General features: G+C 46.4%; 12 protein-coding genes. 2 read left to right on the top strand and 10 right to left on the bottom strand.

Translation table 11 applies throughout. From position 1 onward, the window contains the following. Positions 1 to 421 precede the first annotated feature (421 nt). The 3 genes from ACXAD4_RS11310 to ACXAD4_RS11300 all read right to left on the bottom strand — a co-directional run bounded on the left by ACXAD4_RS11310 (position 422) and on the right by ACXAD4_RS11300 (position 4,468). Complete coding sequence (locus tag ACXAD4_RS11310) at positions 422 to 1,426, bottom strand: substrate-binding domain-containing protein (protein ID WP_475241411.1); 1,005 nt, start codon at positions 1,424 to 1,426, stop codon at positions 422 to 424. Between the two features lie 237 nt (positions 1,427 to 1,663). Then, positions 1,664 to 2,485 carry a DUF4437 domain-containing protein gene (locus tag ACXAD4_RS11305; protein ID WP_475241410.1) on the bottom strand — a complete coding sequence of 274 codons (822 nt, stop codon included), beginning with the start codon at positions 2,483 to 2,485 and terminating at the stop codon, positions 1,664 to 1,666. A gap of 378 nt (positions 2,486 to 2,863) precedes the next feature. Beyond that, the gene (locus ACXAD4_RS11300) at positions 2,864 to 4,468 is read right to left on the bottom strand and encodes a BCCT family transporter (protein ID WP_475241409.1); all 1,605 of its coding nucleotides are present in this window, start codon (positions 4,466 to 4,468) and stop codon (positions 2,864 to 2,866) included. Positions 4,469 to 5,233: 765 nt separating this feature from the next. Here ACXAD4_RS11300 and ACXAD4_RS11295 point away from each other — a divergent pair. Continuing rightward, positions 5,234 to 5,677: a hypothetical protein gene (locus ACXAD4_RS11295; protein WP_475241407.1), complete on the top strand. Its 444-nt coding sequence runs from the start codon at positions 5,234 to 5,236 to the stop codon at positions 5,675 to 5,677. Between the two features lie 135 nt (positions 5,678 to 5,812). Here ACXAD4_RS11295 and ACXAD4_RS11290 read toward each other — a convergent pair whose 3' ends face one another. The 6 genes from ACXAD4_RS11290 to ACXAD4_RS11265 form a co-directional block, all read right to left on the bottom strand. Further along, positions 5,813 to 8,920 (bottom strand): beta-galactosidase, encoded by a 3,108-nt coding sequence (locus ACXAD4_RS11290; RefSeq protein ID WP_475241405.1) that lies wholly within the window; start codon positions 8,918 to 8,920, stop codon positions 5,813 to 5,815. 103 nt (positions 8,921 to 9,023) lie between these two features. Beyond that, on the bottom strand, positions 9,024 to 9,932 hold the full coding sequence (locus ACXAD4_RS11285; protein WP_475241404.1) for a MalM family protein: 909 nt from the start codon (positions 9,930 to 9,932) through the stop codon (positions 9,024 to 9,026). Between the two features lie 69 nt (positions 9,933 to 10,001). Continuing rightward, positions 10,002 to 11,249 (bottom strand): carbohydrate porin, encoded by a 1,248-nt coding sequence (locus ACXAD4_RS11280; RefSeq protein WP_475241402.1) that lies wholly within the window; start codon positions 11,247 to 11,249, stop codon positions 10,002 to 10,004. 526 nt (positions 11,250 to 11,775) lie between these two features. Beyond that, the gene (locus tag ACXAD4_RS11275) at positions 11,776 to 13,005 is read right to left on the bottom strand and encodes an ABC transporter substrate-binding protein (protein WP_475241400.1); all 1,230 of its coding nucleotides are present in this window, start codon (positions 13,003 to 13,005) and stop codon (positions 11,776 to 11,778) included. Between the two features lie 36 nt (positions 13,006 to 13,041). After that, entirely contained in the window at positions 13,042 to 13,893 is an 852-nt protein-coding gene (locus ACXAD4_RS11270) for a carbohydrate ABC transporter permease (RefSeq protein ID WP_475241399.1), read from the bottom strand. Then, the gene (locus ACXAD4_RS11265; RefSeq protein ID WP_475241397.1) at positions 13,893 to 14,819 is read right to left on the bottom strand and encodes a carbohydrate ABC transporter permease; all 927 of its coding nucleotides are present in this window, start codon (positions 14,817 to 14,819) and stop codon (positions 13,893 to 13,895) included. Before ACXAD4_RS11265 ends, ACXAD4_RS11270 begins: the two co-directional genes overlap by 1 nt. A 499-nt stretch (positions 14,820 to 15,318) precedes the next feature. Between ACXAD4_RS11265 and ACXAD4_RS11260 the strand changes: the two genes are divergently transcribed. Beyond that, positions 15,319 to 16,452, top strand: coding sequence for an ABC transporter ATP-binding protein (locus tag ACXAD4_RS11260; protein WP_475241395.1), 1,134 nt, complete (start codon positions 15,319 to 15,321; stop codon positions 16,450 to 16,452). A gap of 85 nt (positions 16,453 to 16,537) precedes the next feature. Here ACXAD4_RS11260 and fbpC read toward each other — a convergent pair whose 3' ends face one another. Continuing rightward, positions 16,538 to 17,596: a ferric ABC transporter ATP-binding protein gene (gene fbpC, locus ACXAD4_RS11255; RefSeq protein WP_475241394.1), complete on the bottom strand. Its 1,059-nt coding sequence runs from the start codon at positions 17,594 to 17,596 to the stop codon at positions 16,538 to 16,540. Positions 17,597 to 17,607 lie beyond the last annotated feature (11 nt).

Genomic DNA, 17,607 nt, shown 5'->3' with positions numbered 1-17,607 from the left:
TTTCTCCATGAAATGTAGTTTCTTTTATTGATTGGCAACTAAAGACTAATTCGGCCTGTACTGGCGTATTTCTGACTATTGAGAAAAAGTGATGTGGTTAAATGCGTACATAAAAGTATGGCTTTTGTGTGAATTTTCGCAGCTTGTTACTTATTGAGACGGTCTCAAGATACGCTTGTGGAAAAGTGCAAAATAGTGCTAGTGAGAATAAATAAGTTACAACAAATTTCTAATTTGATGTTAATTACAGTTTTTTGCATGTACTTGATGGCCGACTTTTTTAGACATCAAGTCCCATAAGGGAAGTTGGTTTTGCTATATCATTAGGTGGGTGGTTTTAGGCATTATTGAGGCGTGAAAAAGCCAAACATTTTTGTCTGGCTCTTATTGTTAGGATGCTTGTTTTGTCGATTAGATAAGGTTACAGCGGTGCGACACCTACTGATAAACGACGCACCAATGTGGGGTTATACAATCTTGCCTGATTGGTATTTTTATTTTCGCTTGCCAGTTGCAAAGAGAGCTTTGCTGCTTGTTCTGCCATCACTTGGATCGGATAGCGTATCGTAGTGAGCTTTGGATGAACGTATCGAGCAATGTCGCCATCATCAAAACCGATAACTGAAATATCCTCAGGAATACGCAAATTATTCTCATGCAGAACGGACAAGCAACCTGCAGCCATGTAGTCGTTATAAGTAGCTACAGCCGTGACAGGTAGGTTCTTCGACAACAGGTTTGTCATGGCGTATTCACCGCCAAGCTCATCCGGCTCACCGTATTCGATATATTCTTCGTTAGCTTCCAAACCATGGTCTTTCAATGCTTCGAGGTAGCCGGCCTTACGATCTCTGGCATCTTCTATATCATGGCTTGAGCACAAGTAGCCGATGTGTTTATGTCCATGTCGGATCAGGTACTCTGTAGCTAGGTAGGAGCCTTTGCGGTTGTCGAGTGAAATACAACGCGAGGCGATTTCCGGTACGATGCGGTTGATAACCACAAGCCCCGGGATTTCGTTGGCTAAATCGATGAGTTCCTGATCGTCCAGTCCTTTACTGTGAATGACCAAAGATTCACAGCGGCTGTTGATCAGAAGGTTGATGGCATTTCGCTCTTTTACCGGATCATGGTAGCCACTGCCGATAAGAAGCTGCTTTTCATTTTGATTGGCGATGGTATCGATGGCTTTGACCATGGTACCGAAGAAGGGGGCAGATACATCATTGACCAAAACGCCAATGGTGTTGGTCGATTTGCTCACGAGTGCCCTTGCATTAGCATTTGGCCGATAGCCGAGTTTTGCCATTGCGGCCTTCACGGCTTTGATTGCCGTTTCACTGGTGTGTGGTGCGTTATTAATCACCCGTGAAGTCGTGGCGACGGAAACGCCCGCTTCTTTCGCGACATCCTTGATGGTAGCCATAGAGCCCTCTTTCTTTACTGCTGGCTCATTAAACAATGGTTGGAGGGATAAAACAAACCCCGTCAGTGTTTTTTCAAGGGATGAATTAATTATTGCAACCTGAATCACCCTACTCAGCTGTGAGCAGGGTGAAAAGTAAACGACGGGCCTTTATTTACTGATTCAATGGCAGCTTTCACTTAATTAGCTTCCATCTTGGAATTTAGCTGGCTTTGTCACTGAAGCTAAGAGTCAGTATTATTTTACGCTGTATTTAGCGTTGGTGCGGATGTACAGTGTCACCTCCTTATCGCCAATATTTGAAAAACTGTGGGTAAACTTATCTATAGATTCGATATAGCTACCAGCTCCTAAAACCATGGCAGTATCTAGGTCTTTCGAGTTGTAGCTAATCTCTCCTCCAATCACAACTGCACGGAACTCACTGGCCTCTGTCGATATGTTGCCTTCAAAACCAGGTGGTAGTTTTACCATTGAACCACCCATTGCAGAGGTACTTCCCCATACATAGGTAGACAAGACACCATCTGCCTCAATCTCGTGTAGGTCGTTATTGGTTAACCATACAATGTTATCTCTGTGTAGGTTCAAAGGGCGTTCGCCATTGTCGAACTTCTCTTTTGATGGCTTTACTAGGTAAGGACCGGCATCAATCTCAAGATAGATAAGGTTGGTCTCGCCATTAGCGGCAGTTGTGTGGTCTTCACCTGCAGGTTGCGTCCAGAATGAGCCAGCTGGCATCCACATTTTTTCAGCCGTTGGGTCATCATTGTGCATCAGGCCATCAATTACCACGCCACGGTAGGTAATGTTGTGGATATGCGGTGGTGACTCAAACCCTTTCCGAAAGCGCACCAACATACCGGTAGCAGTATTTTTTGTTCGATCACCCCATAGGTCTGCCGCTCCTGGGCTTAAAGCGCCGCGCAATGGGTTTAGATATCCCCATTCAATGTCATCGGCGGCAACAACTGTAGACGTGGGTTCGGCGGCGTAAGCCTGTAAAGAGAGTAACGCTGCTGCCGTGGTAATAGCAGACTTTTTAAAATCTAACTTCATAACTTATCCAGTTATCATCGTATTGTTTTGATTAGATAAACTATAACAATGCCTAGTAAATGGTATTAGAAGCCATACTGTGAAAACAGTATTAACAAGAAACACTATAATCAGATTCTATATTTTAGCAGGGATTGGAATAACCCAGGATTGCTCCTATGACACCAGTAAAACTCAATAAATATCAAGCAGTGATGAATCAACAATTAGTAAAAGCGATACCTTTGCTAAAACGGGAACTGGCCAGTTGTTAGGGGAATGTTTTTGTGTGGGAGAGGAGATTAGTGGCAGTGGACGAACTGTTCTGGAATCTATCAATAAATCAAGTCGCTCTTGATGAGCAATCCCCCTCCAAATGGAGGGGGAATTTATTGTAACTTAAGCTGATTTTTTACGAGATGCCTTAGTTTGGTCAATCTCGGTAAATAGGCCTCGCATCAAGCTCACACAGCCTAGGATCAGAATGAACGTAAAGGGTAGTGCCGCAATAATCGTAATCGATTGAAGGGCCTGAATAGAGTCAGTACCACCAATCCACAGCATCACCATCGCAATGGTTGCAGAGATAACCGCCCAAATAACTTTTTGTCTGATCGGAAGCTCCAACTTGCCACCTGCCGTCATGCTATCAACAACAATCGAGCCTGAATCAAGGGTTGTTACAAAGAAGACAATGATTAGTGCAACGGCTATTAGAGAAAGGATATTGCCGATTGAATACGCATCTAGCATGTAGAACAAGCTGAGCGATACGTCGGTGATGCCTTGCTCTGCGCCGAGTAGGCCGACTTTATCAATGATCTGTTCAATAGCTATGCCGCCAAAGAAAGACATCCATGCTGTTGTAACCAGTGTCGGGACAACCAGCACACAGACCAAAAATTCGCGGATTGTCCGGCCTTTTGAAATACGGGCAACAAACATACCAAAGAAAGGCGCGTAGGCGACCCACCAAGCCCAGTAAAATACGGTCCAACCGTGTAGCCAGGTTGTATCTTCACGGCCAGAGCTTTGGCTTAGTGGAATAATGTTTTTCACATAACCGGTGACAGCGGTAAACAGCGAGTCGAATGTTGTGGTGAAATTTAAAACAACGAGAAAGCCCATGAACAGGAAGGCGATAATCATATTGAGGTTACTCAACACCTTCACCCCAGCATCCATGCCTCGGACTACAGAAACAATAGCCAGTCCCATTATGACTAAGATAATCAATAATTGGAGGAATAGGCTATTTTCAAGGCCGAATACGTGGCTGATGCCACTTGCTGCTTGGGAGCCTCCCAGCCCCAATGAGGTTGCGAGGCCGAACAAAATAACTAATACGGCCATTACGTCAATCACGTCACCAATTCTTCCCCACACTCTGTCGCCAAGTAGTGGGTAAAAAACGGAGCGCATCGAAAGTGGCAACCCTTTGTTGTATACAAAGTACGCTAATGAGAGTGCAGTCATGCCATAAATGGCCCAGGCGTGGAAGCCCCAGTGGAAGACCGCAGAGCCCAGTGCCAGTTCTCTTGCTTCGGCAGTATATGGCTCGACATTTAGTGGTGTGCCAAACCAATTAGTGAAAAATGCTGTTGGTTCTGCGACCCCCCAGAAAATAAGCCCGATGCCCATACCTGCAGCAAAAAGCATGGAGATCCATGACAGGGTCGAAAAGTCAGTTGTGGCGTCATCGCCACCCAGGCGGATTTTGCCTAAAGGTGAGAAAGCAATAACAATGGCAAACAGTAGCAGTATGTTTGCACCCCACATGAAGATGAAGTCGAACTTCGAGAGGGCGGCTGCCTTGACGGCATCAATCGCTGCTTTGGAATCTGCTGGTGAAAGAATTAAGAGTGTAACAATAAAAAGAATGGATAAGCCCGCTGATGCGGTAAAAACGGTGTTGTGGACATCCATACCCCATTTGGTTACGTTGTCCTGACCTACTTGGTAATCTGTTGAATCTATACTGTATTTATTTGATTTAAAACCCATAATTAAGAGGCTTGTACATTCGAACCCCGAATGTAATGACCAACTCCATGTCTATTAATCGACTGATTAGTATGCAAATATTCTTCGAGTGGCGGGTCTTTTCCATGACCTTTTCTGGGCCCTCTTCGATGTATCTACACCTAATCCCAAGCCAACTAACATAACACACAATGAGGGACTTTTGTGATTTAGCGCTCCTTTTTGTATTTCAAAATAATTGAAAAACCTATCAAAGTGCAATTAATACAAAGACTTAGGAGGGGTAAGCGACCATTGAGCATTTCACCGCAGAGGTATTACCTCATCGATCCGTGGCGGGTGAGAAATGGGAAAACATGCAAATCGATGTGAAGACGAGAATATATTTACTTAAGTGCTATCTGCCCCTTAGCGAAAAACGACATGCTGCACTTTGTTTACTTCATGAGTGACAGTAATAATACCCGATTGCTTTAGAGGGACTGATACCCAGCTGGTGATATTGTTAGGAGTGGATATGATACTTTGCCCAAGAAGAAGGTTAAATATTAACGAAGTTTATATTTTAGAAGTTGGTGTTACTTATTTGCTTGTAACTTTACCTTCTTATTATTTAGCACTTTATAGATTTATTTGTATCAAGTTTCGACAAATTTAAATTAATAATCGTGACAGGGGGCAAGCGAGAAATTTTGCAGTGTTGTTTTGTCAGTTGATATTCTTGCTTATCATAGTTCCACACTCAAAGTATAAATAATGCGAAGTATAGGTAATGCAGGTTTCTTTATGAAAAAAATATTGTGTTTAATTTCGAGTGCTACTTTGTTAGTAGGGTGTGTTAATGCTGATGCTGTGCGGTCTATTACCGTTGATGATGCTAAAGATAGTGAAATTATAAATGGAGCGACTGTTAGTTGCTCCGGTTTAGGGATTACCCGCGATTGTAACCTTACTCAAGGAGCTACAAGAGTTATTTCTGTTGAAGGCAGAAGTATGCGTGTTGCATCTAATGATTCTGGCACAGCTATACTGATGATGTTTGATAATGAGGTGTGTGGCATAACACAAACTGAATGCATGACAAAAGAAAGTAATAGTAATTATCTGTCTTTGAAAGATTTCTATGTCAATAGAAGTATAAATATTGAGTCTGTTCAACCTGTCGCTGCAAGCGATTTTATTGCTGGCTATTATTTTAGCCTAAGCCAAGATGGTTACTCATATTTCTAATGATTAAAATTTTAACTACTAATTATTTTAAAATATCGTTCAAATTTTTATAAATTAGCCTTTGATTTGATCACCTTTTGAACTGGGATAACATATAAGCTACCAGCCTTACCAAGGTAAGGCTGGTTTTGATGGTTAGGCCTCTACAGACTTAATTACCAAGCTGTAGGTATATTGCTTGTCTGTCAGTTTGAACTCTTCATGGACACTCGGGCTCCATGAATCATCACCGCCAACCCCCATATGCTGGTGGTCTACCCGCAGGTAGATTTGCTGCTCGGCTTCAAGCTCGTTGGTGTGTTTCGCTGCCGCCAATTGCTGCTGGCTGTAACGGCTGGTGCTGAACTGGAACTCACCTGAGATATTCAAGCTACCGATAGACAGCGAGTTACAGCCACAACGCAGACCATTATCTGTAGGGAAGATGTATGGGGTGTGCATGCCGCTCAGTGTTTCGGTGTACTGGCCAAAGCGTGCACCCGACAGCCTGTCTGGGTAGTTTTCGAATGGACCCAGTCCGCGCCATTCGATGTGCTGCTGCTCTTGCTGTAGCGGTAAGGCTAGCTCTAGGCCAATGCGAGGCATAGGTGGTAGCTCATCAGCCAGTTTAACCGAGATATCTACCTTGGTTTGGCCTTGGCTGTCCAAGGTGTAAGTCCAAACGGTGATCGCTTGTACATTACCATTGAAGGTATACACAAACGTTGAAGTAATAGCGACGTGGTGGCTAAGGGTATTCACCTGGCAATCTACGCACTCGCGATTCCATTTGCCGATACCTGCGGCATCCCAGCGGCATACCCAGGCATTCGGGTCAACGAAATCGACTTCACTCACACCTATGTCGTTATCCAGCGGGGCACGGAAGAAGTTATCTGCTGGTGAAGCTATAAGCTGTGGCTTGCCTTCGACTGTCCATTGCTCCAGCAGGCCGCTGCCTTTGTTCCAGCACCAATTATGCTTGCCGTCGTCACTGCTGACCAAAATGTTTTGATCGTTTTCAGTCGCAACAGGGGCTTGGCTGCGGCTGAAGGCAGGGTAGGCCAGGGAGTTGCGGTTAGTGACTGCAAACTGTTCGCTGGCAACAATGTGGCCAGCTTCTGCCCACTGTGTTGTTTCGCGTAGCTCGATATCGGTATTGAGGTGGTAAACCGCACCGGCACGGGGCTTGAAGTCAATATCGATGCAGAGGGTCTTCTGGCTATCTGCCGGAATATCCAGTGGCTGCTCGCCAGTTGCAATAATACGGCCATCTTCAAGCAGAGACCATTTCATGCGCTCGTTGTCGGTAGCACGGAACAAGTTCTCGTTGGTCACCGTCAGGGTATATGCGACACAGTTGGCCAATAGCTCTTCGCTATCGAGCTGGACGGTGATCATGCGCTGGCAGTGTTTGGCTTCTTCCAGAGTCGGGTGCGGGGTTCTGTCTGGGAAAACCAGCCCGTTAATGCAGAATTGGCGGTCATTGATGGTATCGCCAAAGTCACCGCCGTAGGCCCAGAACTGATCGCCTTTGTCATCAAACTTGCTGATCCCTTGGTCAACCCAATCCCAGATAAAGCCACCTTGCAGGCGAGGGTAGTCTCGGAAAGCGTCCCAGTATTCATTGAAGCTGCCTAGGCTGTTACCCATGGCATGGGCATATTCACACAAGATCAATGGGCGGTTCTCATTAGGTAAAGACACCCACTTCTTGATTGACCATTTTGGTACGGCTTCATCTGCAATCGTGGTGTTAACACGGGCATACATAGGGGCAATGATATCAGTTGCGGTCGTATCGGAGCCGCCGCCCTCATACTGTACCGGGCGAGATGGGTCGAAGTTCTTCGACCAAGCATACATGGCGTTGTGGTTGCTACCATGACCGGATTCATTGCCCAATGACCAAATGATAATCGAAGGGTGGTTCTTGTCACGCTGAACCATTTGGGTATAGCGGCTCATGTAAGCGTGTGCCCACATCGGGTCGGCAGACAGGCGGTTCATCGGCTCCATGCCGTGGGTTTCGATGTTGGCTTCGTCACACACATACAAACCGTATTCGTCACACAGTTCGTACCAACGAGGGTGGTTAGGGTAGTGGGCAGTACGCACCGCATTGAAGTTATATTGCTTCATCAGGCAGATATCTTTGATCATATCTGCTTCTGTCATAACATGACCAAGGTCTGGGTGGTGCTCGTGGCGGTTGACGCCCCGGATCAGCAGAGGCTTGCCGTTGAGGCAAAGCTGACCGCCGATGGTTTCGACTTTACGGAAACCAACTTGATAAGCTTCACTTTCGATATGGTTGCCATCGGCATCAAGCAAAGAGACCACACAGCGGTATAGATTTGGTGTTTCGGCACTCCACTTGTTCGGCTCACGTACCGACAGCGTTTGGAATACTACATCGTTGTAGCTACCGCGCTCGTCGATACGACGGTTGTTCGGGCGGTCAATAACTGGCTCGGTGATTGCCTGCTCACCATCAAACAGTTGGATCTGTACCTGATGTTCAGCAGTGGCATTGATATGGGTAACAACAGACAAGCTGCCATCACGGTAGCAAGCATCAAGATCTGGTGTGATAAAGACATCTTCAATGCACTGTGAAGGTTTGGCCAGTAGGGTAACATCACGGAAGATGCCGCTTAGCCACCACATATCCTGATCTTCTAGGTAGCTGCCGTCACTCCAGCGGATCACCATCACTGCAAGGGTATTTTCACCAGCCACAAGGTATTGTGAAAGATCGAATTCTGCCGGCAGGCGGCTATCTTGGCTGTAACCGACCCAATGGCCGTTACACCACAAATGAAAAGCAGAGTTAACACCATCGAAGATAATACGACGGGTTTCTGGTAGCTGGCTTTCTTCTACCGTAAAGCTGGTACGGTAACAGCCTGTTGGGTTGTCTTTCGGGACGAAAGGCGGGTTTACTTCAAACGGGTATTTGACGTTGGCATAGATTGGCTTGTCATAGCCTTGCAACTGCCAGTTAGACGGTACCGGAATACTGTCCCACGCCTGATCATTGAAGCTAGGAGTCACGAACTCGCCGTTTACTTGCTCCGGGGCATCGAAAAGCTTGAATTTCCATTCGCCGTTCAATGACTGGCGCTGGGCATTTTTTGCATCCCGTGCACTTTCAATGTCACGGAAGCTGGCCAGTGGGCTGTGCGCAGACAAACAATGGATGTTCACTGACTGAGGATTCTCCCAGTCTCGGCGCTGAATAATGTTAGAAAATGCCGTCATCGTTATCCTACTTATATTGATCTTACGTAATTTTGAAAATTTTAGTCGCTGTGCCGCACGGTGATCGTTTGCTGCCATACGGCTATATATTCTGGGGTATCTGTTATTGGGCCAAGGTATCCAACAGGTAATCTTTGGCCTGTTCATGGCCTGCTGACTCGGCTTTGTTTGCCCAGTCAACGGCTTGTTTGAGCTTTCCGCGGCTCATGGCTTCATCAATTTGTTGTTTGAAATAGTGCCAGTCCTGTGTGTCAACGGATGCAGTCTGTTTAGGTGTTGTTGATATAGGTTCTGATACAGTAGCCGGTGCAGTATTTGATACGGCTGCAGTCGAGGCCTCTTTCGCCGTTAGGCTTGAAAGTAGGTCTACCACAGGATTTCCGAAGTGCTGCTGTGTGGTCATTTCAACAACGCCGACAGGCGACAATGTCGCAAGAAGTGGAAGACGTTTATTGCCGATAATGTTCTGTGACTCGGCAAATTCCTGTTCTGGGTGTATACGTTCCAGCTGGTTGCCAATTTGCTCAGGATCGTGCTGGATCACCAGGTAAGCCATGTTGTTAAGCTGAGTGCTAAGGATAAATTTACCTTCAATGCGCTCGAGACCGCCTAGGCTACTGGTAAAGTAATGGAAATCTTCTGTGGTGTACTGCTCGACCAAGTGCCATTGATTGTCATAAATGGCTATAGCCGGGGCGATGACTTGGTTGTTTTTAATCGGCGCACTGACTGTCAGCATGAAAGGAGAGGCCGTTTTCGGCAAACTATAAGCTTTGGCAGGTGTGCGTTTTGGACCCTCATTGCCAACATGGGCGAGAGGGAGAGTCTGACCATTTCCATCGAGAATCACATACTGTTGGCTATCTAATGCCAACGGTTGGATTGATAGCGCAGCAATAGATTCACAGCATGCCGATTGGTTAAGATCGGCATTGAGTGCCGTGTCTGGAATACTGCTGCAAGCGGTTAGGCTCAGGCCAAGCAAAATGATCGCCAACTGATTCTTCTTCATGCTTTTTCCTTAGGGTACAGGCCCTAAAAGGCCCGTACCATTTTTAGTCAAGTTTGTGCGAACGGGTGATTACCACCAAGTCTCGACGTTGAAACCGAAGGTCACTTCGTCAACGCTGTCCTTGCCGCTGGCGTTACGCATAGCTGTGCCGTAGGTATCGCCACCACGGTTCCACTCGTCGTTCTTCTCGGAGTAGGTTGCGAAAATACGCAGCGAAGGGCGAGCCCATACGCCTTTACCGGCCTGGAACATCTGGGCAACAGTAACCTTGTACATGTCATTGGTACCTACGCCGTTTTGTGCTTCGACAGTTTCATAGCCGACTTCCAAAGCTGTTGCCATGTAATCTGTCCAGCTGTACTGAGGGCGGGCACCGACACTGAACCACTTCTCACCATCGTTGTTATCTAGGTTTTTATCCTGATAGGCGATGGAGTACATAACTTGGAAATCTTCGTTGACGTTCAGATCGCCAGAGTTAAAGATTCGCCAGCTATAACCGTCATGTTCAACACCTGTGCTGTACTTGCGGTTAGAGCCGCCTTCAGCACTCATCAAACCACCGGCAAGGGCATCGGTACCATATTGAAGGGCTAGGGTATTCGAACCGTAATCCCAAGCTTGGCGGTAAAGGGCTGATAGCATGGCGCCAGATGTGGTGATATCTGAATCTTCGTAGCTAGAGTTTTGGGTGAAAATGTAGTTCAAGCCAAAGGTCAGGTCAGCAGTGTCGCTGATAGCAATGTCACTGATACGGGCATCGATGTTATGCAGGCTGCGGCCATCAGCACTGGAGTTCGGGGCCATCCAGGCAATGTGGCCGTTACCAAAACCTAGATCCCAATCTTCGATACCAATACCTGTGCTTGATGTATCCCAGTACTTAATATCAATCATGTGGACTTCGTGGCGGCGGTAGAAGCGCTCACCAGCCCACACTTTGGCATTTGGCTGTGAGGCAAACAGGCCATGACCGGCTGACCACATCTGGATGATACTGACATCACCCCAACTCTCGCCGCTACCTAGGTAGAGGGTCGTATCGAAGTAAGCATCGCCGTTTTGCCACACATCGGCTTTTAGGCCTGCTTCCCACCAGTTCAGCTCGTTACCCAAACGGTAGTTACCATAACCTTCGCTGGCGCGGATCACGTCGTTACGCTCACCTTTGCCATCATTGTGGTCATCATTGTCAGTGTAGATATTTCCCCATTTGGCATAGCCAAAATATTGAATATTCTCTACGGCTGCTTGGCTGGCTAGTGGGGCCATTATCAGTGCTATGCCGACTGCTTTTGCTAGCATCTTCTGTTTCATGAAACGTCTCCATCATTTTGTTTTTTTATGTATGGGTCCTAACTCAAGAGCGATCCTAGCATTGCTCTGGAAACGTTTACAGTGAGGCGTGGCGTGTTTTATTGAATAAAGGCAAAACAATTAATGAAATTGTAATTTAGCTCACATTAACGGCGTATTTTGACTGTTTTTGATGAGAAAATGCACAGTGTGTGGTTTTTAAGGTCCGGAAACGATTACATGGGAGGGGTGCGTATAAGAGTAGGGAAATAAAAAGCCCAACAAAACAATGGGTTGGGCTTTCTTGATCAATGGAAACAAACTTCTCTCCCAAGCAGTACTGATTGCTCGGTAAGCCAAGTAAAGAAGCTATCTATGAGTGTTTTGAGTTAGGAACCCAAGGATAACGTTTCACTTTGAATCACAATAGTCACAGAATACGTCAGCTAATAGTGTGAATTCAAGTAATATGTGAAACTCCTTGAATGGAATCAAAACCCAAAACACCGCATTTTTACTGGAGTGGTATCGATTTCACTACTATCAGTTACTTGTCGAAAGTACGAGCACGGGTTCGCTCTAAGCGCTTGAGGATTCGGTCCAGGCGGTCAGGATGAACCATGAACTCCTGGAATGCTTTCATTCCTTCCTGTGCCATCGCCGGATCAGTATCGCGGTCGTAGAACTGTGACGTACCGGATGCGCTGTTTAGCATGGCAATCCCTTTGTTGAGGAACACATCGTCAGTGACCGTAGACTTATTATTGGTCGGGATCTGCAGCAGTGCCTCGTTCATCTTGGTTTGGTTCTCAGCGCGTGCAATGAATGCTAGGAACTTTCGAGCGTTGTCTTTGTTTTTCGCCTTGCTTGGGATGTGGATAGTATCAATCGGAGCTTCTTCGGCCATCGCAATCTCAGGATCAATGGCTGGGAATTGCATAAAGCCCATTTTACCTTCTAGCTCCTCAGGGAAGTTAGGGGTGATGAAATTACCAATCAAGTACATGGCTGCTTCGCCGCGGTACAAGAACGGCTGGGCTTCCTGCCAAGAGTAACCTGCATGGTTTTCCAGGAAGTAGCCTTTGTCGATCAGCTCTCGCCAAGTATTAAAGGTATTGCGAACCCGCTTATCGGTGTAAGGGATTTTGCCATCCATCAGATCGAGGTGGAAGTCCAGCCCATTGACGCGCAGGTTGATATAGTCAAACCAGCCAGCCGCCGTCCAGAGGTATTTTGTCCCGATGGCGATAGGGGCGATGTTGTTTTGTTTCAGCGTTTCCGACGCGGCTAGGAACTCTTCCCAGGTTTTAGGTTCGCTGATGTCGTATTTGTCGAAGATATCTTTTCGGTAGTAAATGCCCCACTGGTAGTAGGTAAACGGTACGCCCCATTGCTTATCATCAACTGTCATAGCAGGGATGGTACTGGTGAAATCTTCATACATGTTGTTAGCTTGCCACACGTCACTGACATCTTCCAGCAAACCGCGGTCGACAAAAGTCTTCATCCGGTTACCAGCATGCCAGAATACGACATCGGGTGGAGAGGTGACCAACCAGTTACGCAGTGTTGTCTTATAGGCTTCTTTGTCATACAGGTTGTATTTAACGGTAATATCCGGATTTTCCTGCTTGAACTGGGCAACCATATTGTCAAAGACGGCCTTTGGTGCCGGATCGGCTTGATCTGAGTTGATAATCAGCTCCGAGGCGAAAGCAGTCGATGCTATGCTCATCGCCAGCGTGGTAGCGGTGATGATTTTATGTAGTTTTTTCATCATTTATCCTTATTAGTAGGGTAGTTGTATTTCCGTTTAACCTTTGGTCGCGCCTAGGGTTAACCCAGCAATGAAGTGTTTCTGCATCGCAAAGAACAAAGCGACAGGCGGAAGCGCAGCCAGTACGGCGCCAGCGGAGATCAGGTTCCAAGACGCCAGCCATTGGCCACGCAATGCGCTGATCCCTGCGGTAACAGGGCGTACCTCTTCGCTTTGTACCAATACCAGTGCCCAGAAGTAGTCGTTCCAGATGAAGGTAAAGACCAGTACCGATAGCGCTGCCAAGGCAGGTCGGACTAATGGCAAGATGATGTACCAGAAAATCTTGAACTCGCTGACGCCTTCAACGCGCGCTGCCTCAAGTAATTCATTGGGAAGGCTGACGATGAAGTTGCGCATAAACAAGGTGCAGAAACCCGTCTGGAAAGCGACATGGAAAATAATTAACCCAAGGTGGGTGTCATATAAGCCTGCACTGATAGTGAGATCGCGAACAGGGATCATCAATATTTGAAACGGGACAAAGTTACCGGCAATAAAGATGGCAAGTAACCAAATATTGCCTTTGAATTTGTATTTTGCCAATGCAAAACCAGCAAGCGTCGAAAGGGCAACGGCACCGGCTACAGCTGGCAGTGTAATAATCAACGAGCTAAGAAGATATTGCCCCATGTCGGTAGTTTGGAAAACCATTTGATAGTTTTCGATTAAATTAAAGCTGGTGGGCCAGCCCCAATAGTTTCCTTGGTTGATATCTTCTATAGAGCGTACCGAAGTTAGCAATATAGCCAGAAGTGGTAGTAGCCATAAAATAATTGAAAAAGGCAATGCTACCCGATAGGCAATATTGATCGTCCGGGATGATTTATTAATAGGTGTCGGAAACATTATTTCTCACTCCTTAACATGCGAGTTAAGAAAAAGGCGATATAGATAGCCATGATCAGGAAGAGCACAACAGCAATAGCGGCTCCGTAACCCATTCGGTAGTTGAAAATTGACTGCTCGTACATCATGTAAGCCAGCACTGTTGAGCTTCCCCAAGGACCGCCTGCTGTCATGGTGGCAACCAAGTCGAATGAGCGCAGGGCGCCAATTACCGTCACGACTACAGCGATGAATGTCGCAGGTGAAAGCTGGGGCAAAATAATGTGTCTGAGGAGCTTGAAACCTTTAGCGTTATCGAGTCGTGCAGCTTCAATCAGTTCAGGGTTAAGGTTGTTGAGCCCGGTGAGGTAGAGAATCATGCAATAGGCAATTTGCGGCCATAGCCCCGCAGCAATAATGCCATAGGTGACGTATTGATCGCTCGATAACAGCGCAATAGGCTCTGCACCGAAAAAAGCCAGAATACTATTTAACAGGCCCAAACTAGGGTCATAAAACCAAGTAAAGACTAAGCCGACAATGACTTGCGATATAACAAACGGGAAGAAGAACAGCGCTTTAATCAAGCGTATTCCTTTCACTTCTTGATTCAAAAATAATGCGATAGCTAGACCAATTGGCGGGGCAAGCATAAACATAACCAGCCACAACAAGTTATTGGTCAGTGCGGTATAGAAGGTTTCTGAATCAAATAACTCTATGTAGTTTTCAAAACCCACCCAGACTTTTTCGCCCATACCATCCCACTGGTACAAACTGAGGTTGAAACTATTAATAATGGGGTAAAGGACATAAATAGAAAATAGCACCAATGCCGGGGCGAGAAAGACCCAAGGTACTAAAGAAATAGGAATAATCCGCTTCCTTTTTTGTTTAGCATCACTGCTTCTATTCAATGTCGCTTCTGCTGAAGAAGAATGAATCATACTAGGCTCCGATTCCATGTATGCAGAGATCTCGGTTCATTGGCAAGCGTACTTACCAACTTGTTTTGTATGTTCTAGGTGTTGTTTTGATAGCTGTTTGATGACGCAAAGTGATTTGCGTGGTTACGATATCGATAATGGTGTTAATAAAACGTGATCAAGGAAACGTTTCCATAAATGGTGGTGATATTACTCACAATGTGTGACATGGATCTGGATGATATAGGCGATTTAAAGCTAGGCATATCTCTCGCCTATAAGGCTAAAACATAGATATTTCAATCTAATACATTGTTTGTATTGAGTGAATTGTGTTATCAATCACTATTATTCGATGCGAAGGCTACAAGGTGTACTCAGCTCACACTATGTTAAAAAGATGAGGGTTATTGCTCTGGAAACGTTTACTGCAGCATTACAATCGGGTAGCGTAAATAACGTTCTAGTTGTTTGATAAGTAGCCTTGCTGACGTCCCGTAATCTCAGAGGATGAAATTATATGGCTGGTATATCCCTAAATCGCGCAGTGAAACGATTTGGAAAAGTACAAACTATTCACGGTATTGATCTGACTATCGAAGATGGCGAGTTCACTGTTTTCGTTGGTCCGTCGGGTTGTGGTAAATCTACCCTTCTCAGGCTCATTGCTGGCTTGGAAGACATTACTGAAGGCGATATCTGCATTGGCGGGGTCAACATGAATGACGTTGAGCCCTCAGAGCGTGGTGTCGCAATGGTGTTTCAGTCGTATGCGTTATATCCACATATGACAGTGGAAGAAAACATGGGCTTTGGTCTCAAGATGGTGGGAGATAAACCGGAGGTGATCAAGCAGCGGGTGAAACATGCCAGCGATATTCTCCAGCTAGAAGCATTGCTCAAGCGCAAGCCGAAGGAGTTATCGGGCGGGCAAAGGCAGCGTGTAGCTATTGGTCGTGCGATTGTTCGCGATCCGGAAGTTTTCTTGTTCGATGAGCCTCTGTCCAACTTGGACGCAGAGCTGCGGGTTGAAATGCGAATCCAAATTGCGAGGCTGCACAAACAGCTGGGAAATACCATGGTGTATGTCACCCATGATCAGGTCGAGGCCATGACACTAGCCGACAAGATAGTGGTATTGCGCGATGGCAGGGTAGAGCAGGTAGGTTCACCTTTGCAGCTGTATTATCAGCCAGCCAATGAGTTTGTTGCCGGTTTTATCGGCTCGCCGAAAATGAATTTTATCCCGGCTATGATAGCGAAAAAAGAGCCACAATCATTGACGCTTACCTTGCCCGATGGCCAGTCTGTCTCTATAGCAGCCCATACAGACGGTGTTGAAATTGGCCAGGCGGTTAAGGTGGGGATCCGTCCTGAACACATCTTCCTCAAACCACAAAGTAGTGAGGAAAATACTATTGGTATTACGTTCCAATCTGATGTGGTTGAAAGGTTGGGTAACAGTACCTATTTGTTTGGCCAATATGCAGGTGTTGATGGCTTCAAGATTCATCTACCGACCGATGAACCGGTCGTTACCGGCAATAAGGTAAAGGTGTATATGGATAACCACAACCTGCATCTGTTCAACGAAAATGGCCTTTCTATCCGTCAGTACAGTGATGCTGACGTACCTACTCAAATTTGTGCGTAGAACACTTACCTAAGTCCCCTACAATTACCGTTCCCGCATAATAAAAAAGCCGCTCAAATGAGCGGCTTGTACTAGACGAAAAACCTTAGTTTGTTTCTGGGGGTAATAGGAACACACCGTTTGGGTTAATCGTTAGGTACGCATGGTCGGTAAAGCTGGTATCAAATTGTGCGGAGTTTAACTGCAACAGAAGCTCATGCCCTTGCCACTCCACCACGACTTCATACATAGAGCCCATATATGCAGCACTGATGACTTGGCATTGCTGACAAGGCTCCCCATGTTCGGCCAGTAAAATGGCTTCAGGACGGACGCCAATCTGGTAGTCACCTGGGCCAATACCTGAAACATTGCCCCTAGCTGCTGGCAGGCGGTAGCCGTGAATGTCTATGGTTTCTCCGTTAAAGTGACCCTCGAACATGTTGGCTTCACCCATGAAATTCGCCATAAACATAGAAGCTGGGTGTTTGTACAAATCTGTCGGGCTACCTTGCTGCATGATGTCGCCATCTTTCATGACGATAACGGTATCAGAAACCGCAAAGGCTTCGGATTGGTCATGGGTAACGTACAGCGACGTGATATTGAAGCGTTGCTGCAAATCGCGAATGGTCTCACGCATATTTCTGCGTAAATTCGCATCGAGGTTACTCAACGGCTCATCAAACAGCAGTACCTTGGGCTTAAGCACGAGTGCCCGCGCCAGTGCAACGCGCTGTTGCTGCCCGCCGGAGATTTGGTCGACGAAGCGCTCGCCAAAACCTTCTAGATCAACAAGTTTGAGCGCATCATCGACCCGCTTTTTGATTTCAGCTTTATCAAGTCCGAGCATCTTCAAGCCATATCCGACGTTTTCGTGCAGGGACATATGGGGAAACAGGGCATAAGACTGGAATACCATACAGATATCACGATGCTGGATAGAGGTATTGGTGACATCCTCGCCGTCAATGAAAATCTGGCCGCTGCTGGGTTTTTCCAGCCCTGCGACAAGGCGGAGCACTGTGGTTTTGCCGCAGCCCGATGGGCCTAGCAAGGTGACAAGGCTGCCTTTTTTGATCTCTAAATTGAGGTTGCCGATAACGGTTTTGTCGCCAAAGCGCTTACAGACGTTTTTGAGCACTACAAAGTTTTCAGTTGCCATGAATTTATTCT

Source organism: Photobacterium sp. AWH4_225, from assembly GCF_056158405.1.
The sequence above is the reverse complement of the archived record's forward strand: the minus strand, read 5'-3'. Positions and strand labels throughout refer to the sequence as shown.

What these genes read in the sequence shown, in the direction of transcription:
- ACXAD4_RS11310 (WP_475241411.1), bottom strand. Translation starts at nt 1,426, where the DNA reads ATGGCTACCATCAAGGATGTCGCGAAAGAAGCGGGCGTTTCCGTCGCC.
- ACXAD4_RS11305 (WP_475241410.1), bottom strand. Translation starts at nt 2,485, where the DNA reads ATGAAGTTAGATTTTAAAAAGTCTGCTATTACCACGGCAGCAGCGTTA.
- ACXAD4_RS11300 (WP_475241409.1), bottom strand. Translation starts at nt 4,468, where the DNA reads ATGGGTTTTAAATCAAATAAATACAGTATAGATTCAACAGATTACCAA.
- ACXAD4_RS11295 (WP_475241407.1), top strand. Translation starts at nt 5,234, where the DNA reads ATGAAAAAAATATTGTGTTTAATTTCGAGTGCTACTTTGTTAGTAGGG.
- ACXAD4_RS11290 (WP_475241405.1), bottom strand. Translation starts at nt 8,920, where the DNA reads ATGACGGCATTTTCTAACATTATTCAGCGCCGAGACTGGGAGAATCCT.
- ACXAD4_RS11285 (WP_475241404.1), bottom strand. Translation starts at nt 9,932, where the DNA reads ATGAAGAAGAATCAGTTGGCGATCATTTTGCTTGGCCTGAGCCTAACC.
- ACXAD4_RS11280 (WP_475241402.1), bottom strand. Translation starts at nt 11,249, where the DNA reads ATGAAACAGAAGATGCTAGCAAAAGCAGTCGGCATAGCACTGATAATG.
- ACXAD4_RS11275 (WP_475241400.1), bottom strand. Translation starts at nt 13,005, where the DNA reads ATGAAAAAACTACATAAAATCATCACCGCTACCACGCTGGCGATGAGC.
- ACXAD4_RS11270 (WP_475241399.1), bottom strand. Translation starts at nt 13,893, where the DNA reads ATGTTTCCGACACCTATTAATAAATCATCCCGGACGATCAATATTGCC.
- ACXAD4_RS11265 (WP_475241397.1), bottom strand. Translation starts at nt 14,819, where the DNA reads ATGATTCATTCTTCTTCAGCAGAAGCGACATTGAATAGAAGCAGTGAT.
- ACXAD4_RS11260 (WP_475241395.1), top strand. Translation starts at nt 15,319, where the DNA reads ATGGCTGGTATATCCCTAAATCGCGCAGTGAAACGATTTGGAAAAGTA.
- fbpC (WP_475241394.1), bottom strand. Translation starts at nt 17,596, where the DNA reads ATGGCAACTGAAAACTTTGTAGTGCTCAAAAACGTCTGTAAGCGCTTT.